The sequence below is a fragment of the Myroides sp. N17-2 genome, from assembly GCF_002286775.1.
Taxonomy (GTDB): domain Bacteria; phylum Bacteroidota; class Bacteroidia; order Flavobacteriales; family Flavobacteriaceae; genus Flavobacterium.
In genome coordinates this window covers 24,667-40,762 of record NZ_NSGJ01000015.1, presented here as the reverse complement: position 1 = coordinate 40,762, position 16,096 = coordinate 24,667, and the positions used below count along the sequence as shown (strand labels likewise).

Here is a 16,096-nt window from a genome sequence, read left to right as displayed (position 1 = left end):
TTTGTAGTGGGCGGCTTTATTTCAAACACTTCCAAAAATTAATTTGCACCACTCCAGGGTTATTAAATAATTTTAACCGAGATTAAGATTAAACTAATCTTAATTGATTTTTGATACTATGAGTATCTGCTTTAGACACTAATCCAGAGTGAGTTAAAGCTAATTTACGCTTTTTAGATTTTTTAGTCAAAATGTGACTTTTAAAAGCGTGTTTTCTTTTGATTTTTCCAGAACCAGTCAACTTGAAACGTTTCTTAGCACTAGATTTAGTTTTCATTTTAGGCATTATTTCCTAGGTATTAATGATTATCTTACTTAACTATCTTAATATACTAAATACTATTTTTTCTTTTTAGGCGCGATAAACATAGTCATACGTTTACCCTCTAAAACTGGCATAGTTTCTACTTTACCAAACTCCTCAAGATCTTGAGCTAATCTTAATAATAAGATTTGTCCTTGATCTTTATAAATAATAGATCTTCCTTTAAAGAATACGAATGCTTTTAATTTAGATCCTTCTTTCAAGAACTTAACCGCATTTTTTTTCTTAAACTCATAATCATGCTCATCTGTTTGAGGACCGAAACGGATCTCTTTTACAGTGATTTGCGTAGATTTAGCTTTAAGTATTTTTTCACGCTTCTTTTGTTCGTAAAGAAATTTATTATAATCAGTAATCTTACAAACAGGAGGTTCAGCGTTTGGTGAAATTTCAACTAAATCCAACTCTAATTCTTCAGCTAAACGCATTGCGTCAGCTAATTTAAACACACCTGCTTCGACGTTGTCTCCTACAAGACGAACTTCAGGAACTCGGATGGCACCGTTTATTTTGTGCGCATCTTTCTTTTCTTCGCGAGGATTTCTACCTCTGTTTTGTCTTATTGCTATGGCTATAATATTTTATGTGCTTGTACATCAAGCGTTATACGTTCTTTATTCTCCAAATTGTTTAACAGAACTGCTTACCTCTAAATTTACTTGAGCGATAAACTCTTCTATTTTCATTGTTTGATTAGACTTACCGTCATCACCATGTCTTCTTACAGAAATCGTACCATTTTTCTCTTCTTCCTCCCCTACGATCAACATATATGGGTATTTCTGTACCTCTGCTTCTCTAATCTTTCTACCGATAGTCTCATTACGATTATCTACCACGGCGCGAATTTCGCTATTTTCTAGCAAATCTAAAACTTTTTTAGCATATTTTTCATACTTCTCACTCAAAGACAGGATTATAGCCTGCTCTGGCATTAACCATAATGGGAAATTACCCCCTGTATGCTCTAAAAGAATTGCGATAAAACGCTCCATAGATCCGAATGGCGCTCTGTGAATCATCACAGGACGGTGTAATTCGTTATCTGATCCTTTATATGTTAACTCGAAACGTTCTGGTAAATTATAATCTACCTGAATAGTTCCCAACTGCCAACTTCTACCTAATGCATCTTTAACCATAAAGTCTAATTTAGGACCATAGAAAGCAGCTTCTCCACTCTCGATCACATAATTAAGTCCCTTATCTTTAGCCGCATTGATGATCGCATTCTCAGCTTTCTCCCAATTCTCTACATTTCCTATATACTTATCAGGATTGCTTAAATCACGTACTGATACTTGAGCTGTAAAGTTCTCGAATCCTAAAGATCCAAAAACGTATAATACTAAGTCAATTACTTTTTTAAACTCTTCATCTAATTGTTCTGGAGTACAGAAGATATGCGCATCATCTTGAGTAAATCCTCTTACACGAGTTAATCCGTGTAATTCTCCTGATTGCTCATAACGATATACTGTTCCGAACTCAGCAAAACGCTTAGGTAAATCTTTATAAGACCAAGGTTTTGCATTGTAAATCTCACAGTGGTGAGGACAGTTCATTGGTTTTAATAAGAACTCTTCTCCTTCTACCGGAGTATGTATTGGTTGGAAGCTATCAGCTCCATATTTTGCATAATGTCCAGATGTAACATAAAGCTCTTTTTGACCAATATGAGGAGTTACTACCTGCTCATATCCTGCTTTTTTCTGTGCTTTACGCAAGAACTGCTCTAATCTATCTCTCAATGCAGCTCCTTTTGGTAACCATAATGGCAACCCTTGACCTACTTTTTGAGAGAATGTAAACAACTCTAATTCTTTACCTAACTTACGGTGATCGCGTTTCTTCGCTTCCTCTAATAATGCTAAGTATTCAGTTAAGTCTTTCTGTTTAGGGAAAGAAATACCATAAACACGTGTTAACTGTTTATTTTTTTCATCTCCTCTCCAGTAAGCACCTGCGATAGACAACACCTTAAACGCTTTGATAATTCCTGTATTAGGAATATGACCTCCACGACATAAATCTGTAAACGTATCGTGATCACAGAAAGTAATCGTTCCATCAGCTAAGTTCTCAATCAACTCAACTTTATAAGGATTTTCTTCTTTTTTATAAAACTCTAATGCTTCAGCTTTAGATGCTGAACGCATTGTAAATTCATGTTTACCACGTGCAATTTCTAACACTTTATCTTCAATAGTCTTGAAATCAGCATCTGTTACTTTATGATCCATAAAATCCACATCGTAGTAGAATCCATTTGTTATCGCTGGCCCTATAGTCAACTTAATACCTGGATATAAATCTTGTAACGCCTGTGCCATAACGTGAGAAGTTGAGTGCCAAAAAGCTTTCTTCCCCTCATCATCATTCCAAGAATATAAAACTAAACTACCATCCGTGGTCATTGGTGTCATGGTTTCGATGGTGGTACCATTGAAGCTTGCCGAAATAATATTTCTAGCTAATCCTTCACTTATACTTTTTGCAACATCAAAAGGAGTTACGCCTGAGGCGAACTCTTTCACTGAACCGTCTGGTAATGTAATTTTTATCATAATACTTTTAAAAAATAAAACGCAAATATACAAGTTTTACAACAGAATCACAACATTTAAGCTAGTTGAAGACATTTTTTTTAACACTTATTATTCTACTCTTCTAAAAAACTTATTTCATTAATAAACAGTATTTTATATGAATACACATAATCCACTCTACTTAATACGTCAAGAATCAACTACAATATTCCTTCTGACAATATTCCTTCTGACACTATTCACTACACTCCGTCTAACTCCCAAAATCACTTCTCCTAAAGCATCCCAACTCATAATTATCCACTGCTTATTTTGATTCTAGGTTTGCTGATCCTTATCTCAATATCTAATCACTAAAATATTACCTCATCATACCTCAACCTAAATTCTCTTACAGAAACATTGAATACCAAATTACAACTAGTATAAAAAGCAGACCAAATAGTCATCAATAACCGTAAACAGTAATTATAGCAATTCCCTTTAAACACAATCACATCAAATACATTGAAACTTTTGTATAGTGCAACATCCATTTAAGTTCTTTAACCTATCAGTAGTTATTCTACAACGCCTTTATCAATTCAAAATAAACAAGTTACAAAAACCAATATAAAAAACACTAATATTTATTTCAAAAAACCTTGCAAACATCATACTTTGCTGTATATTTGCACTCGCAATACGAAAGTATAGCAGACCAAAGGAGGAATGGCAGAGTGGTCGATTGCGGCAGTCTTGAAAACTGTTGACTGTAACAGGTCCGGGGGTTCGAATCCCTCTTCCTCCGCTGAAAAGCCCGATAACACTAGTTGTCGGGCTTTTTTTTACTCAATGTGCACCTAATTTGCACCCAATTAGTGGAGAATACCCCGTACATAATGGAACTGAGGCTACGTTAGTCGACGATGCTTCTTCTATTAATCAGGGACTGTTCTCCTGTTTAAAGTTTAAATTAACTGAGGCTGCCCAGACCTTATCTAGCTCTATAATTATGCTAATAATAAAAGATGATCTAAGATGAAATACTAGCAAAGGTAAATAGGCAAAAGCAGAGCTATTTTTAAGTAATCACACTAATTTCAACACTTTACTTAACGTTATGTGATATTTTTTTCCTATTATTACATTATTATGATACAAACCAATTCTAAACTACATAAATATAGGGTAGAAGAATAAATAAACTCTATTTATATTGGGCTGATCAAGAAACATCCGTAATTATACCATAAAAAATACATAATGACCACTTTAAAACATATTCTATTAACTAGTTGCATACTTTCTTCGAGTACAGTATTCTCACAAGAACTGAAAGACAAGGATCCTAACTTACTTATATCAGAACTGTTCCAGAAAGAACAAGACATCCGTAAACGTTGTGAAAAACTCAGCTCTAATCCTAATAGTGATCAAAAAGAGCTTTCTGACTGTTATATAGCAATGTCTAAAATTGATATCGAAAATCAACAATTAGCCTTACCTCTTCTAGATTCATATTTAAATAAACAGATCAGCCTAAACAATGAATCTCTGTCTAACCTATACTATATCATACAACACGCTGGTGGGAAAATACAAGAGAAACACAAAAACTTTATATCAGATCTCTTTACTATGCAAATTATTACAAATCAAGAATACGCTTGGTTTACAGATAGATTAAATGTCCGAAACAATAAAGTTCAGACCTATGGTTTTCAAATAAAGTATTGGTCAGATACACAAGATACTCTTCCTTATCCTATCGACATTGATGCTGAAAAGAATACCATTCAGCTGGGTTTAGAATCTAGTAAACAATATATGTTAGATAACTACACTAATGAATATAGCCCACCGTATATGACTAAAGAAGAATTTGTTTTATTTGGGCATATCAAAAACTCTTTTGATACTAAGACGACTCATATTCTCATTAATAATAGAGAGAAGGTAGCTATTAATGATAAGGGTTTTTATATCATTAAACTTCATAATCGACCTCAAACTATCTCTGTACAGCTAATCAAAAATAATGAAGTAGTAGATTCTCAAGATATTCTAACTAACCAAAAAGACTGGATAGAAGCTGACTTTTACTAATATCGGATTAAGATAGTTACTATAAATAGTAGGAACACTATCTATACATTCTACTATTTACATTGCTGTTATTCACAATACTTTCTGACTACCTGTTCTATCCAGTCTTCAGTAGATGATAAATAGAAATCAGGTGTCACTCCTTTTCCCTCATAGGGTAAATACTCGCGCCAATGCGTATTTATATCCGTAAAATGTATTCTAAAAAGAGCAGAAGAACTTACCTTATCTACAGCATAATTTCTACCATAAGTAAGCATTCCTCTGGTATTATCACCTAATACCATCACATTATTAAATTTCTTCAATTTTAGTGTAAATTGCTCTGCATTACTAATGGTATTAAAATTTACAAGTACATATATATTTCCTTTAAACTTCTTAAACAGGTTATAAAACTGTGCAGAGCTCTTGTCTCCTCCTCCACTATTATTTCTTAAATCAAGAATAAGATTCTTACTTATCAGATTATCTTTAATGGAGTTATAAAAAGCAGTAGCATCTTTAATACCTTTATTTGATGAATCGAAGCTTCCTAATTTGATATAAGTACACTCAGCATTTAGCTCTTTCTTGGTAAATGGTTCTGTTGGAAAACCAACATTATAATAATCCATTGTTGTTCTCTCTTTCTCCCAATTTAAACTTAGAAATCTTCCTGCTCTAAAATGATCTATAGTAGAAATAAGTTGTTTATCGATGAACTTACCACTGAACAATCTAAATCTATTATTTCCTTTATAGACTAAATACAATATAGTTTCGCCTTGTCGCCATGACGGTATCTTAGTATCTAAAATGATACCTTCAAATAACGTAGCAGATTTCTGTATAATAGCTAATTTAAAATACTCTTTATAATAGTAAATGCCTTCATAATCTGTCAACATCTTTTTAGACAAAACCGTTTCTAGACTATCCAGGTTCATTATAGATTTGGGATAGAAATTATAACGTGGTTCATTGAGAATACCTGTTAAAAATGATTCATCCTTTATATCTTCATATTTAAAGCTTGGAGTGTTCCCATATATCTCATTGTGATAATCATCTACCTCATCTACTAAGCTATACAGTTTCATATAGCTATCTAGTATATTAAGTGTTATCACTGAATCTTTTAGCTCTATATATTTATTAGTTATAACTTTATGTTTATAACTTTGTGTTTTATAAGAAGCTGATTTCTTTAAATTTTCATACACAAAATCTAGATCATTATTAAAATCCTTATGGGTGTATTGTCCAAAACAAAATATGGAAATCAGACTTAAATAAAAAGAAAAAGCACACTTCATAAACAATGAATTAACTAAGTATATAATATAAATTCAGAAGAAACATCACAGTTACCTCTTCACATTCTCCTTCTCAAATAACTCAATACACTGCTGTAAAGTATTTTCTGTTTGGATGATGTCTAAAAGGATGAGCTTAAAAGTCTGCTTTGTATTCTTATCAGTCTGATTGACATTAGAATATAAGAAGTTCATTAAAAACTCACTTTTATTACTCAATATTTCCTTGAGCTCAGCGATATTAGATAGAGAAGTCACTTTCTCATAAGCTATTAAATCTATCTTAGTCGTAGACACCGCTCGCCACGCATTAATCTTAATCTGAGGAATATAGATACCCTTTGATCCCATAACTATCTCTAGTATAGTCATCTCTTTATTATCCGTATGCAATTCTAATGCCTCAATTAATGCCTTTTGTTTGGGAAGAATAAACTTAATATCTTCTCTAGAATCCTCTAGCTCACTATTGATCGTTAAAAACACTTGATCTATATACGCTTTATCTTTTCGCTGAGAATTCCAATTATCAATAAACAAGGCTATCAGTATACCCACCACTACAGGGATGATCTCCTTAATAAACTGTATCGAGTATGTTTTAATTTTTTGCTTCATTAGTTTGAGTTTTGACTACTATTAGAGATATCTATTCTTTAGAACATAAAGCTAATTTAACTAAATAATCAAAAGATAGATATAAGGCAGAATAAAATACTTTATTATAGAAAAACATAGTATCATACCTACTACTAAAAAGATATCATACCTACTTCTCTAATCTAGAATACACTACCGTATCTAAGAACTTACCATCATAAAACTCGTTCTCTTTAAAATGTCCTTCTTTAACGAATCCACACTTCTCTAAGACTTTCATCGACCCTATATTATCAGGATCTATCACTGCTTCTATAGAGTGTAACCCCATATCTTTAAACCCGAAATCTATCAAGCGATTAAGCGCCTCTGTGATATACCCCTTACCTTGATATTCCGGCAAAAGCATATACCCCGCCTCTGCTCTATAGTTCTCAAGTGCCATACGATAAAACCCAATATTACCGATCATCTTAGTATCCCCCTTTAGCATAATAGCCCAATTAATACATTCTTTTTCTTCCATTCGTTCATCTATAGACTTTATATATTCTACAGCCTCGCTTACATCTGTCGATAGTGGTCTAGGGATATACTTCATCACCTCAGCATCTGAACGCATAGCATACATCTCATTTACATCATTTAGATCTGCTTGTCTAAGCACTAATCTCTCCGTCTCTAGAACAGGAAATATCTTAAAATTAATCTCTAACATTTGTTGTTTTTTGTTTGTTTGATTGTGGCTCCTAAAATAGGGAAAATTACTACATTATTTTCTTTACATTTACTTACAACCAAATTTAAGTCAATGAAAGCGCTTTTAATTATAGATATGCAGATAGGTAGTTTCAATCCGTATTCTGCTAGATACAACACAATGGAGGTGATCAGTAAAATCAATCAACTAGCAGAGGCATTCCATCAGCAAAATGACAAAATAATCTATATCAAACACAATGGATCGAAAGAGAATTGTTTAATTCCGAACACTACTGAATACAATATACTTCCCGAATTAGTACAAAATACTACTGACATCACAGTAGTAAAAGAAGCCAATGACGCCTTCTATCAGACAGAATTAGAATCTATCCTTAAGCAAAACAGTATTACCCAATTATACATTTGCGGCTGTGCTACTGACTATTGTGTAGATGCTACTGTAAAGTCTGCTTTGACTAAAGACTATGAACTTTTTATTGCCTCAGATGCTCACACTACAGCTGACCGCCCTTATGTAGATGCTCCTACCCTTATTAATCATTATAATTGGCTTTGGGCAGATATGACACCTACTAAATATAGAATAAGTGTATTGCCAACCCAAGAGATAGTAGCATCGTTATTATAAAGCATCTAGGAGTAGTAATTCTACTTTCAGATAGATAAGTTTATTCTCTAAAAATATTATACAAAAAAGAGTTAGTATAACATACCAACTCTCCTATCTTATTCTAATGTAATATCGATTGTATTAATCCAAATCGTACTTCTATCTCTAGTTTTATCAAAACTGTCTAGCATAAATGCTGTATTATAATCTACTTTCTTATCATAATACAACTTCCCATTTACATACACTTTAATCTTGTCTTCTAGATTTGCCATTTCAGGAGAGATAGCAATAGATAGAGATTTAATACGAGAAGTTTCTATTCTAAATTCATTGTCTTTATAACAAGCAATAACTTTACCTGATAAACGTGGTATATCAAAGGCATTCTTATCTACCTCTATAATCTGAAGTTTATCATCTTTATCATATTCTAACCACTTTGTTATCTTAAAGTTTAGTTCTTTATGCCAATCTGCTTTTTGACCAAGTGTATCTAACTTCATATTACTTAGCCAATCTATACTACCGTAAACATTGTCATCAAACTCCCAAGACAACTCTTCAGAGAAGCTATTTCGCTTCCTTTCCTTCAAATCCTTAAATAGTATTTCATAAGCAGGTTCCGACTCGTCAAATTGAGGGAACCAATGCGGAAAACCTTTATAACGGTACTCTTTATAATCTGCTTTAATACTATTCATCATCGCAGTAAATGAATCATTAGCATTAGGTGGATAATAATAGTCTTCATCTGTTGAGAAGTTTATAAAAGATCTATTCTTACTATTCTCTACAAATGTTCCTCCTGTAAATACTTTAGGCTGTGTATTAAATCCATAGAATCCTGCAAAAGAAGAAGAGTCTTTCATCAAATAGGAGAATGAACCTGTCGCTCCATTAGAATGCCCTGCGATAAATACTTTGTTATCATCTACATTAATTGCTTTTTTCACTTCTCTTAGCATAGCAGGTACCATAAAGAAACCTTCATCAGATGTCATCCAATTATACTTCTTACTTCCACTTGGAAATACAAGAATAACATCATTTATATCGCCATACTTCGTATAATATCTATTCCATCCCTCTAAACTAAGTTCTTTTGTTTGAAACTCTTGAAACTCATTATATCTAACCGCTCCGTGTAAAAAGAATAGTAGTGGGTACTTCTTATTTGGTGAATAGTTCTTAGGAAGATGAATAAAGAAAGAAGTTTTAGCTGTATCATTTACATTAAAGCTTATAGAGTAATCTTGCTTTTCCTTTGATACATATGGATTATATTCTTTTATCTCTTTATATAACTTTTTCCCATTAGTAAAGTTTAATTGTTTAGTCGATTTCACTTTATAGAACTCTTTCTCTATACTTTTTAAATTAGTCTCAAACTTGCTCTTTAACGACTGAGCTTCATTCATTATTACAGTCCATCTAGGATCCTCTAATAGATTCTTGTATTCTTCAAGCGCACTTTTATTCGTGACATTTTGCCATCCCGGAAAACCGTACTGTCCATGTTCTATCTTTATTAATCTATCTAGATAGGCAAAAGCTTTATCTGACTCTTTCAATTCTGATGCTATAACAGATATTTCAGACAAATCAACAGCCTGAATACTATCAGGGTACAACTTAAAAGCTTTTTCATAAAGAGAAAAAGCCTCTCTTTTACTTTGCTCATCCTGATGTTCTTCTAACAAGTTATCAGCTTGATTGATCAACTTTGAATATGTATTTTGTCCAAAAGCCACTATACTAAACATAAATGCTAGTAATACAGTACATCCCTTCATAATTATAATTATTAATAAAACTAAACCACACTACCTAATAGACTCTAATACTAATTCTTGGTATAAGTAAACAACAATAATTCTATTAGATTTATAAACTTCATCTATGTAAGTTTTATTCTATCCTACGAAGATATCATAAAACCACTCCAAACTAAACATATACCTATAGTAATTCTTAAAAAAAACAAAACGTTATTAAGTTTTTTTATACATTAGTTGCACTGCTCACTACTAAGTGACTAATTAAGTAAATCACCACTAATCACCTTTATTACTATGAATGACAACTGTATAAACTGCAACCAAATAGTTACTCAAAACTTCTGTAGCAACTGTGGTCAAAAGAAATATACTCGTATAAATAAAGGGTATTTACTAGAAGAACTCTATGAAGTAGTAGTATATACTAATAAAGGTTTTCTACATTCAGTAAAGAAAGTTATTGCCAATCCTGGTAAAATAGCTAGAGAATTTATAGATGGTAAGAGAATAAATCAATACAAGCCAATATTGTTATCATTTGTTCTTAGTGGTATCTCGGCTCTTGTATCATTTCAATTCATTGGGATAGCCAAACCTCTTTCTGACTTGAACCCTAAAAACCCTGCAAGTAATAAAATCATGAGTGAGTTCTTAGCTTATTTCACTAACTACCACTCATTCATAATGCTTTTATTCATTCCATTTTTCGCTCTGTTAACGAAGTTTACTTTTAGAAAATGGGGGCATAACTATTATGAGCATTTCGTTATGAATGCTTACATATTATCTTTTATCACGATATTAAACACTTTGATAGTTTACCCGATAACATACTTCTATATTACAGACTCAGATGCTGTATATAATATTTTAGGCTTATCACTTCTAACAACACCTTTTGTATTATATTGGTTCTTTAAAGAGTTTTATAAAGAACAAACTTCAAAGCGTATTTTTATCAAGATACTTCAGCTCTGTGGATGGGTAATTCTATCCTATATAATCCTCTTAATATTAGCAATACTCATTGCTATCATTATATCGTTTATAAGCACGCCTACAGCAGTTTAACTCAATTAGCATATACTCTAAACATATTCCCAAAATACATCCTTTTTCTTTATTATCTCAGTACTTATAATTGTTTAAGTAAGGTTCTAATTACAATATCTATATATAATAAAATAGATTCTTCTTTATTGCTATAAGATCAATATTGTCAGTAAATTGCAGTATAAAAATAAATTATAATTATGGAAAAGAAATTAGTAGTAATCACAGGTGCTAGCTCAGGTTTCGGTATGGAACTAGCTAAAGAATTTGCTCATAGTGGACATCCACTATTACTGTTAGCAAGAAGATTAGAGAAGATGGAAGCTCTTAATCTACCAAATACACTATGCAGAAGTGTAGATGTATCTGATAAAGATGCTTTCGAAAAAGCGATTCGTGAAGCTGAAGCTGTATATGGAAAGACAGACTTATTGATCAATAATGCAGGAGTTATGCTATTAGGGGATCTAGCAACTCAAGATCCTAATGAATGGAAACGTATGCTAGACATCAATGTCTTAGGTGTGATGAACGGTATGCAAGCAGTAATGGCTGATATGAAAGAGAGACAGTCTGGTACGATCATTAATGTATCTTCTATCGCAGGAGTATTACCATTCCATAACCACGCTGCTTACTGCGCTAGTAAATACGCTGTAAGGGGAGTTACTCAGACAGCTCGTCTAGAGCTTAGCCCATTTAATGTACGTGTTATCTCTATAGAACCGGGTGCAGTAGCTACTGAACTATTAGGTCACACTACTAATGACGATATGATAGATGGCTATAACAAATGGAGAGAGAACACAGGGGCTAACCGTATCCGAGCTATCGACGTTGCACGTACAATCAAATTCACTTACGACTTACCTCAAGGGGTATTACTACGTGAGCTAATTATCTCTGATACCAAACAAGATGCTTAATACTTAGGTATTGACATAAATAACTTAAAAAAAACGCTCATAGTGTCTATTCACTATGAGCGTTTTTTTTTATCCTGTTTTTTTATTTTACCCCTTTAAAACAGTCAAAAAATTAAAATATACTCTTCTAAATAGTCCTTTTCTGGCCATTTATCATCGTATTTGTACTTGAGTGTTTCGATAATACACTTTTTTACACATTTTTTTAAATACTAAAAAAACATAATTAATTATCAAACAACAACTTAACAACAAAACACTGATTATCCACTAAAGTTACCCCCCCCTTTAACCCCAATAAATTCGGGCTTTGGTGTCGAATACTAGGACAATAATAGGAGATTAATAGGACTATAGTAGGGCTAAAAGGCCTTTTGCCCAAGAAAGCTCCTTTTATTCTTCCGCTACTCTTCTTTTACTAAACACCGCATAGACATTAATCCGATATTAAGTATACTAATCCTGCTCTATAAGCGTTAAGCTGTTATCACCTCAGAATAATATTTATTGTACTATTGTTTAACTAAAAAAATGACATTGAAAAAGATTACTACAGATAGACTTTACTTAATCCCATTTACTATTGAGATTTGCGAAGAATTACTTCAAGGGAATACTGCTATCTTATCTCAGTATGGACTTAAACCCTCGATAGATTGGCCTGATGAAGATATGCTAGAGACTTTGCCTCGTATTATTACTAATCTAGAGAAAGTAACTGCTCCGTCAGGATTTGAATCGTGGATGATCATCAAGAAAGATAATGATACGATCATTGGAGATATTGGATTTAAAGGAGTACCTAATTTGGGAAGTGCTGTAGATATAGGATATGGTATTACTTTAAAGGAAAGAAGAAAAGGTTATGCAAGTGAGGCTATAGCTGGTCTAATCCAATGGGCATTTAATCAACCCTCAGTTAAACTCATCACTGCACAATCTCTTTTAGACAATACAGGATCTGCCAAGACACTAGAGAAACAAGGGTTTAAAAGAACTGGACTCTTAGGGGAATTCATTCAATGGAGATTAGTAAAAAAGAAATAGTTATATTTATACTAAACTACTAACGAAATGAAATCACAACCCTATTTTATTGTATTCCTAGTATTAATTCTAATTAGTAGTACTGCAAATGCACAATACATCAAATTAGACGATAAGCAAATTATGCATTTAATCAAAGTTGATTCCCTAAACAATAGAATATATAAAATACTATCTCCTAAAAATCAAGTATTATCTAAAGAACAATTAAGTGAATACCCTATGTCTAAGTTCTACATAGATCGTTATTTAGACAAAAAGAATGATTCCTTAGTTATCAAATTTAGAAAGCTGAAAAAATCAGATAACGTTCTAAAAAAAGATATAAGCTTCTATTTAACTTATGGTGTGTATGCAGATAGTATAGTTTCTAAGATAAACATTGATTGTAATAACATAGATGCACTGCTAAAAGAAGCTTACCAATTAGATAAAAAAAATAGAACTGATGGTAACAACGATGAAAAAATAGATGCCCTAAACCAAAGGTTATTATTCAACATATTTGATAATTGTGATTTTTTAAATGCTATTAAGGATAAACAAGAAAGTAGTCATTATGCATTAATAATACTATTACATTCGAATACTAGGTTTCAGAAAAAATATCTTCATCTAATAGAAAAAGCAATCAAAAAAAGATATCTAACGAATAAAGAAGTTGTTTACTTATATGATAAAATATTAGTTGATGATGGAAAACTACAAAAATACGGTACACAATCTTATTACAACGAACAAGGTAACTTAAAACTATTACCTTATGATAACATTTATAAAGTAAATAAGCGTAGAATCAAAGTAGGTCTAACTAGCATTATACTCTCAAATTAAAAAGTCAACAACCATAGATATACACTTCTAGTTATTGACTTTAGGTTTTAATATGACATCGACTAATTAACTGTCTTTTTTGCGAATCATAATATAAGATGGCTTGCCAAAAGGAGGCATAAATCGCTGTTCTTCTATCTTAAATCCACACTGTTCTAAGAATGGAATCTGAACATCATCCTGCAGTACTTCTATCCAAATCGCATCATAGTTGCGCGTTAGCGATAGACATTTATTCCACAGAGATTCTCTTACTTCAGCCGTATTATGAGCTGGGATAATATAGAAAGGCGCATAGTTAATCACTTTTAGTTCTTTAAGACTATCCGGACTAGGCACTTGCTGTATAATAACATACCCCACAGCTTCCTCTTTGACAAATACAGATAACATCTGCGTACTTAGATTATTAAGCTCTAGTGTAGCCTCTTTAGAATCTAGTTGTGTACTGATATACTGATTAAGAGCATCAGCATCTACGGTATTACTATACCATAGATTAAATTGAGCTTTGCGCAGAGAGAATAACTGTCTTAACCCTTCCTCTGTTGCTATTGTGAATTTTGATATTATATCCATTGATTTATTTGGTTTGATACAAATATAAAAACAACCTATCAACTCTCATCGATACAGTTTGTCAAAAAACTATCAGTACACTGTTTATAACGTAGTCCCTCCGACTCTCTTTATAGCCTGTAAATCAAATAGTGTTAACTGTTTAGCAAAAACTGCTCTAAAACAAGTATCATAGACATCAGTAAAAGAAAAAGTCGCTCCTGGAGTAAACTGTACTCCTTCTTCAGTACATCGCTTATAAAACTGAACCATATCAGTATCTAGCGGTAACTGCGCCCAAATACAATATCCTCCTTTTGGAAACTGTATATGAAGAGAATCAGGAAACGCACTAATCAACTGTCCTACTAGTTGCATAGCTTGACGTTCTAACTGTTGACGAAATACTCTAAGATGCTTGTCATATGCTGAAGACTGTAAGAGCTTTATCATTACTTCTTGATTTAAGGGAGATACTGATCGACCAAGTGCAAACTTAAGGCGTTCTATCTTAGAAAAGAACTGCCCTGCTGCTAGCCAACCTAACCTTATACCTGGTGCTAGTGATTTAGAAAATGATGAATAAGTAAGTACTAATCCTGCTTCATCATAGTTGCGAATATTACTTGGTCGAGTACCATTAAAGTAAAGATCTCCAAAAATATCATTCTCTATTATAGGGATATGATGATGTAAGGCAACTTGATAGACAGCTTTTTTACTCTCATCAGTCATTAATACACCTGTCGGATTATGAAAATTAGGAGTTAATACAATAGCTTTTATATCATTCGTCAGACATACTTTTTTTAAATAATCTGTATCAAAACCTTCATAAAAACGCACAGGTATTTCTACTGTTCTCAACTTAAGATTAGCAATAACTTCTAGAATAGAAAAGATACAAGGGCTCTCCACTGCAATAATATCATTCGGTGAAGTAATAGATGCTAAAGCAATATATAAAGCTTGTAAGGCTCCATCTGTAATGAGTAGTTCATCACTAGAGATAGAAGCTCCGTGTAATGCTGATCTCCTCACTAATAACTCCTTAAGTTCTTCAGAACCATTATTAGGATAATATCGGAGTAAGGATGCTCCTTTCTCCTTTATAACCTTCTGCATTGTCTTTAATACCAACTTCTGTGGAATAAAAATATCGGAAGGGCTTGCTTCATTAAGTACTGTTTGTCCTCTATAATTACTTTGATTAGTAATCAGATGCACCTTCTTTCTAAAAACGGCGTCTTTAGGAATCGTAGATAATTCTATTTGAGGTAATTGTTGTATAGATTGACGAGCTACTATATATCCAGAACGTGGTACTGCGGTAACTAATCCTTTAAACACAAGGTAATCATAACCACTCTGCACGGAACTGACACTTAGATTATACTCTGATTTAATCGTTCTAATTGATGGGAGTCTATCTCCTTCTTTTAATAACCCTGTTAGTATAGCCTCTTCTATCTTAGAAGTGAAGATTTTGTATTTATAATCCTTTCCCATAATATAAATCTGTACTGAACAAAAATACAATTATAACTAAAATATTAAATACAGAAACTCAGATTTACGCACTAAAATGATAGATTTTTATTTACTTTTATAATTACTATTCTCATTATTTGCCCCAACCTCCATTAGTTTAGACTAAGGATATTATTCACAGCCTTTCGCCCAACTAAATCAAATTTACTC

15 protein-coding genes and 1 tRNA gene are annotated in these 16,096 nt (G+C 32.5%); 7 read left to right on the top strand and 9 right to left on the bottom strand.

The features are described 5' to 3' along the window. Nucleotides 1-88: 88 nt before the first annotated feature. Genes rpmI through thrS form a run of 3 tightly spaced genes read right to left on the bottom strand, consistent with a single transcriptional unit; the run spans nt 89 to nt 2,892 of the window. Nucleotides 89-286 (bottom strand): 50S ribosomal protein L35, encoded by a 198-nt coding sequence (gene rpmI, locus CF599_RS08300; RefSeq protein ID WP_121965570.1) that lies wholly within the window; start codon nt 284-286, stop codon nt 89-91. Nucleotides 287-339: 53 nt separating this feature from the next. Next, nucleotides 340-888: a translation initiation factor IF-3 gene (gene infC / locus CF599_RS08295; protein WP_121965569.1), complete on the bottom strand. Its 549-nt coding sequence runs from the start codon at nt 886-888 to the stop codon at nt 340-342. 51 nt (nt 889-939) lie between these two features. Further along, nucleotides 940-2,892 (bottom strand): threonine--tRNA ligase, encoded by a 1,953-nt coding sequence (gene thrS, locus CF599_RS08290; RefSeq protein WP_121965568.1) that lies wholly within the window; start codon nt 2,890-2,892, stop codon nt 940-942. 687 nt (nt 2,893-3,579) lie between these two features. Between thrS and CF599_RS08285 the strand changes: the two genes are divergently transcribed. Together CF599_RS08285 and CF599_RS08275 are read left to right on the top strand one after the other, a co-directional pair. Continuing rightward, nucleotides 3,580-3,664, top strand: a tRNA-Ser gene (locus CF599_RS08285). A gap of 455 nt (nt 3,665-4,119) precedes the next feature. Then, a complete protein-coding gene (locus tag CF599_RS08275; RefSeq protein WP_121965566.1) occupies nt 4,120-4,962 on the top strand; it encodes a hypothetical protein in 843 nt (280 codons plus the stop codon). 68 nt (nt 4,963-5,030) lie between these two features. On the opposite strand, the gene CF599_RS08270 is transcribed toward CF599_RS08275, so the two are convergent. From CF599_RS08270 to CF599_RS08260, 3 genes are all read right to left on the bottom strand, one after another. After that, nucleotides 5,031-6,044, bottom strand: coding sequence for a S41 family peptidase (locus tag CF599_RS08270; protein WP_158221774.1), 1,014 nt, complete (start codon nt 6,042-6,044; stop codon nt 5,031-5,033). Nucleotides 6,045-6,311: 267 nt separating this feature from the next. Then, the gene (locus CF599_RS08265) at nt 6,312-6,878 is read right to left on the bottom strand and encodes a hypothetical protein (RefSeq protein WP_121965564.1); all 567 of its coding nucleotides are present in this window, start codon (nt 6,876-6,878) and stop codon (nt 6,312-6,314) included. A gap of 151 nt (nt 6,879-7,029) precedes the next feature. Next, entirely contained in the window at nt 7,030-7,578 is a 549-nt protein-coding gene (locus CF599_RS08260) for a GNAT family N-acetyltransferase (protein ID WP_121965563.1), read from the bottom strand. 93 nt (nt 7,579-7,671) lie between these two features. Between CF599_RS08260 and CF599_RS08255 the strand changes: the two genes are divergently transcribed. Next, complete coding sequence (locus CF599_RS08255) at nt 7,672-8,214, top strand: cysteine hydrolase family protein (RefSeq protein ID WP_143824806.1); 543 nt, start codon at nt 7,672-7,674, stop codon at nt 8,212-8,214. A gap of 98 nt (nt 8,215-8,312) precedes the next feature. Here CF599_RS08255 and CF599_RS08250 read toward each other — a convergent pair whose 3' ends face one another. Beyond that, entirely contained in the window at nt 8,313-9,992 is a 1,680-nt protein-coding gene (locus CF599_RS08250; RefSeq protein ID WP_121965561.1) for an alpha/beta hydrolase-fold protein, read from the bottom strand. A 279-nt stretch (nt 9,993-10,271) separates the two neighbouring features. Between CF599_RS08250 and CF599_RS08245 the strand changes: the two genes are divergently transcribed. The 4 genes from CF599_RS08245 to CF599_RS08230 all read left to right on the top strand — a co-directional run bounded on the left by CF599_RS08245 (nt 10,272) and on the right by CF599_RS08230 (nt 13,837). After that, entirely contained in the window at nt 10,272-11,048 is a 777-nt protein-coding gene (locus CF599_RS08245; RefSeq protein WP_121965560.1) for a DUF3667 domain-containing protein, read from the top strand. A gap of 182 nt (nt 11,049-11,230) precedes the next feature. Then, nucleotides 11,231-11,956 (top strand): SDR family oxidoreductase, encoded by a 726-nt coding sequence (locus tag CF599_RS08240; protein ID WP_121965559.1) that lies wholly within the window; start codon nt 11,231-11,233, stop codon nt 11,954-11,956. 531 nt (nt 11,957-12,487) lie between these two features. Then, nucleotides 12,488-13,003 carry a GNAT family N-acetyltransferase gene (locus tag CF599_RS08235; protein WP_121965558.1) on the top strand — a complete coding sequence of 172 codons (516 nt, stop codon included), beginning with the start codon at nt 12,488-12,490 and terminating at the stop codon, nt 13,001-13,003. A 27-nt stretch (nt 13,004-13,030) separates the two neighbouring features. Then, the gene (locus tag CF599_RS08230) at nt 13,031-13,837 is read left to right on the top strand and encodes a hypothetical protein (protein WP_121965557.1); all 807 of its coding nucleotides are present in this window, start codon (nt 13,031-13,033) and stop codon (nt 13,835-13,837) included. A gap of 66 nt (nt 13,838-13,903) precedes the next feature. Here the strand turns inward: CF599_RS08230 and CF599_RS08225 are convergent, their stop codons facing one another. Further along, nucleotides 13,904-14,416: a hypothetical protein gene (locus CF599_RS08225; protein WP_121965556.1), complete on the bottom strand. Its 513-nt coding sequence runs from the start codon at nt 14,414-14,416 to the stop codon at nt 13,904-13,906. 84 nt (nt 14,417-14,500) lie between these two features. Further along, nucleotides 14,501-15,907 (bottom strand): PLP-dependent aminotransferase family protein, encoded by a 1,407-nt coding sequence (locus CF599_RS08220; protein ID WP_121965589.1) that lies wholly within the window; start codon nt 15,905-15,907, stop codon nt 14,501-14,503. Nucleotides 15,908-16,096 lie beyond the last annotated feature (189 nt).

Excerpts from the sequence above, each read along its gene's own strand:
- rpmI (WP_121965570.1), bottom strand. The coding sequence starts at position 286 with ATGCCTAAAATGAAAACTAAATCTAGTGCTAAGAAACGTTTCAAGTTG.
- thrS (WP_121965568.1), bottom strand. The coding sequence starts at position 2,892 with ATGATAAAAATTACATTACCAGACGGTTCAGTGAAAGAGTTCGCCTCA.
- CF599_RS08275 (WP_121965566.1), top strand. The coding sequence starts at position 4,120 with ATGACCACTTTAAAACATATTCTATTAACTAGTTGCATACTTTCTTCG.
- CF599_RS08270 (WP_158221774.1), bottom strand. The coding sequence starts at position 6,044 with ATGAAACTGTATAGCTTAGTAGATGAGGTAGATGATTATCACAATGAG.
- CF599_RS08265 (WP_121965564.1), bottom strand. The coding sequence starts at position 6,878 with ATGAAGCAAAAAATTAAAACATACTCGATACAGTTTATTAAGGAGATC.
- CF599_RS08260 (WP_121965563.1), bottom strand. The coding sequence starts at position 7,578 with ATGTTAGAGATTAATTTTAAGATATTTCCTGTTCTAGAGACGGAGAGA.
- CF599_RS08255 (WP_143824806.1), top strand. The coding sequence starts at position 7,672 with ATGAAAGCGCTTTTAATTATAGATATGCAGATAGGTAGTTTCAATCCG.
- CF599_RS08250 (WP_121965561.1), bottom strand. The coding sequence starts at position 9,992 with ATGAAGGGATGTACTGTATTACTAGCATTTATGTTTAGTATAGTGGCT.
- CF599_RS08245 (WP_121965560.1), top strand. The coding sequence starts at position 10,272 with ATGAATGACAACTGTATAAACTGCAACCAAATAGTTACTCAAAACTTC.
- CF599_RS08240 (WP_121965559.1), top strand. The coding sequence starts at position 11,231 with ATGGAAAAGAAATTAGTAGTAATCACAGGTGCTAGCTCAGGTTTCGGT.
- CF599_RS08235 (WP_121965558.1), top strand. The coding sequence starts at position 12,488 with ATGACATTGAAAAAGATTACTACAGATAGACTTTACTTAATCCCATTT.
- CF599_RS08230 (WP_121965557.1), top strand. The coding sequence starts at position 13,031 with ATGAAATCACAACCCTATTTTATTGTATTCCTAGTATTAATTCTAATT.
- CF599_RS08225 (WP_121965556.1), bottom strand. The coding sequence starts at position 14,416 with ATGGATATAATATCAAAATTCACAATAGCAACAGAGGAAGGGTTAAGA.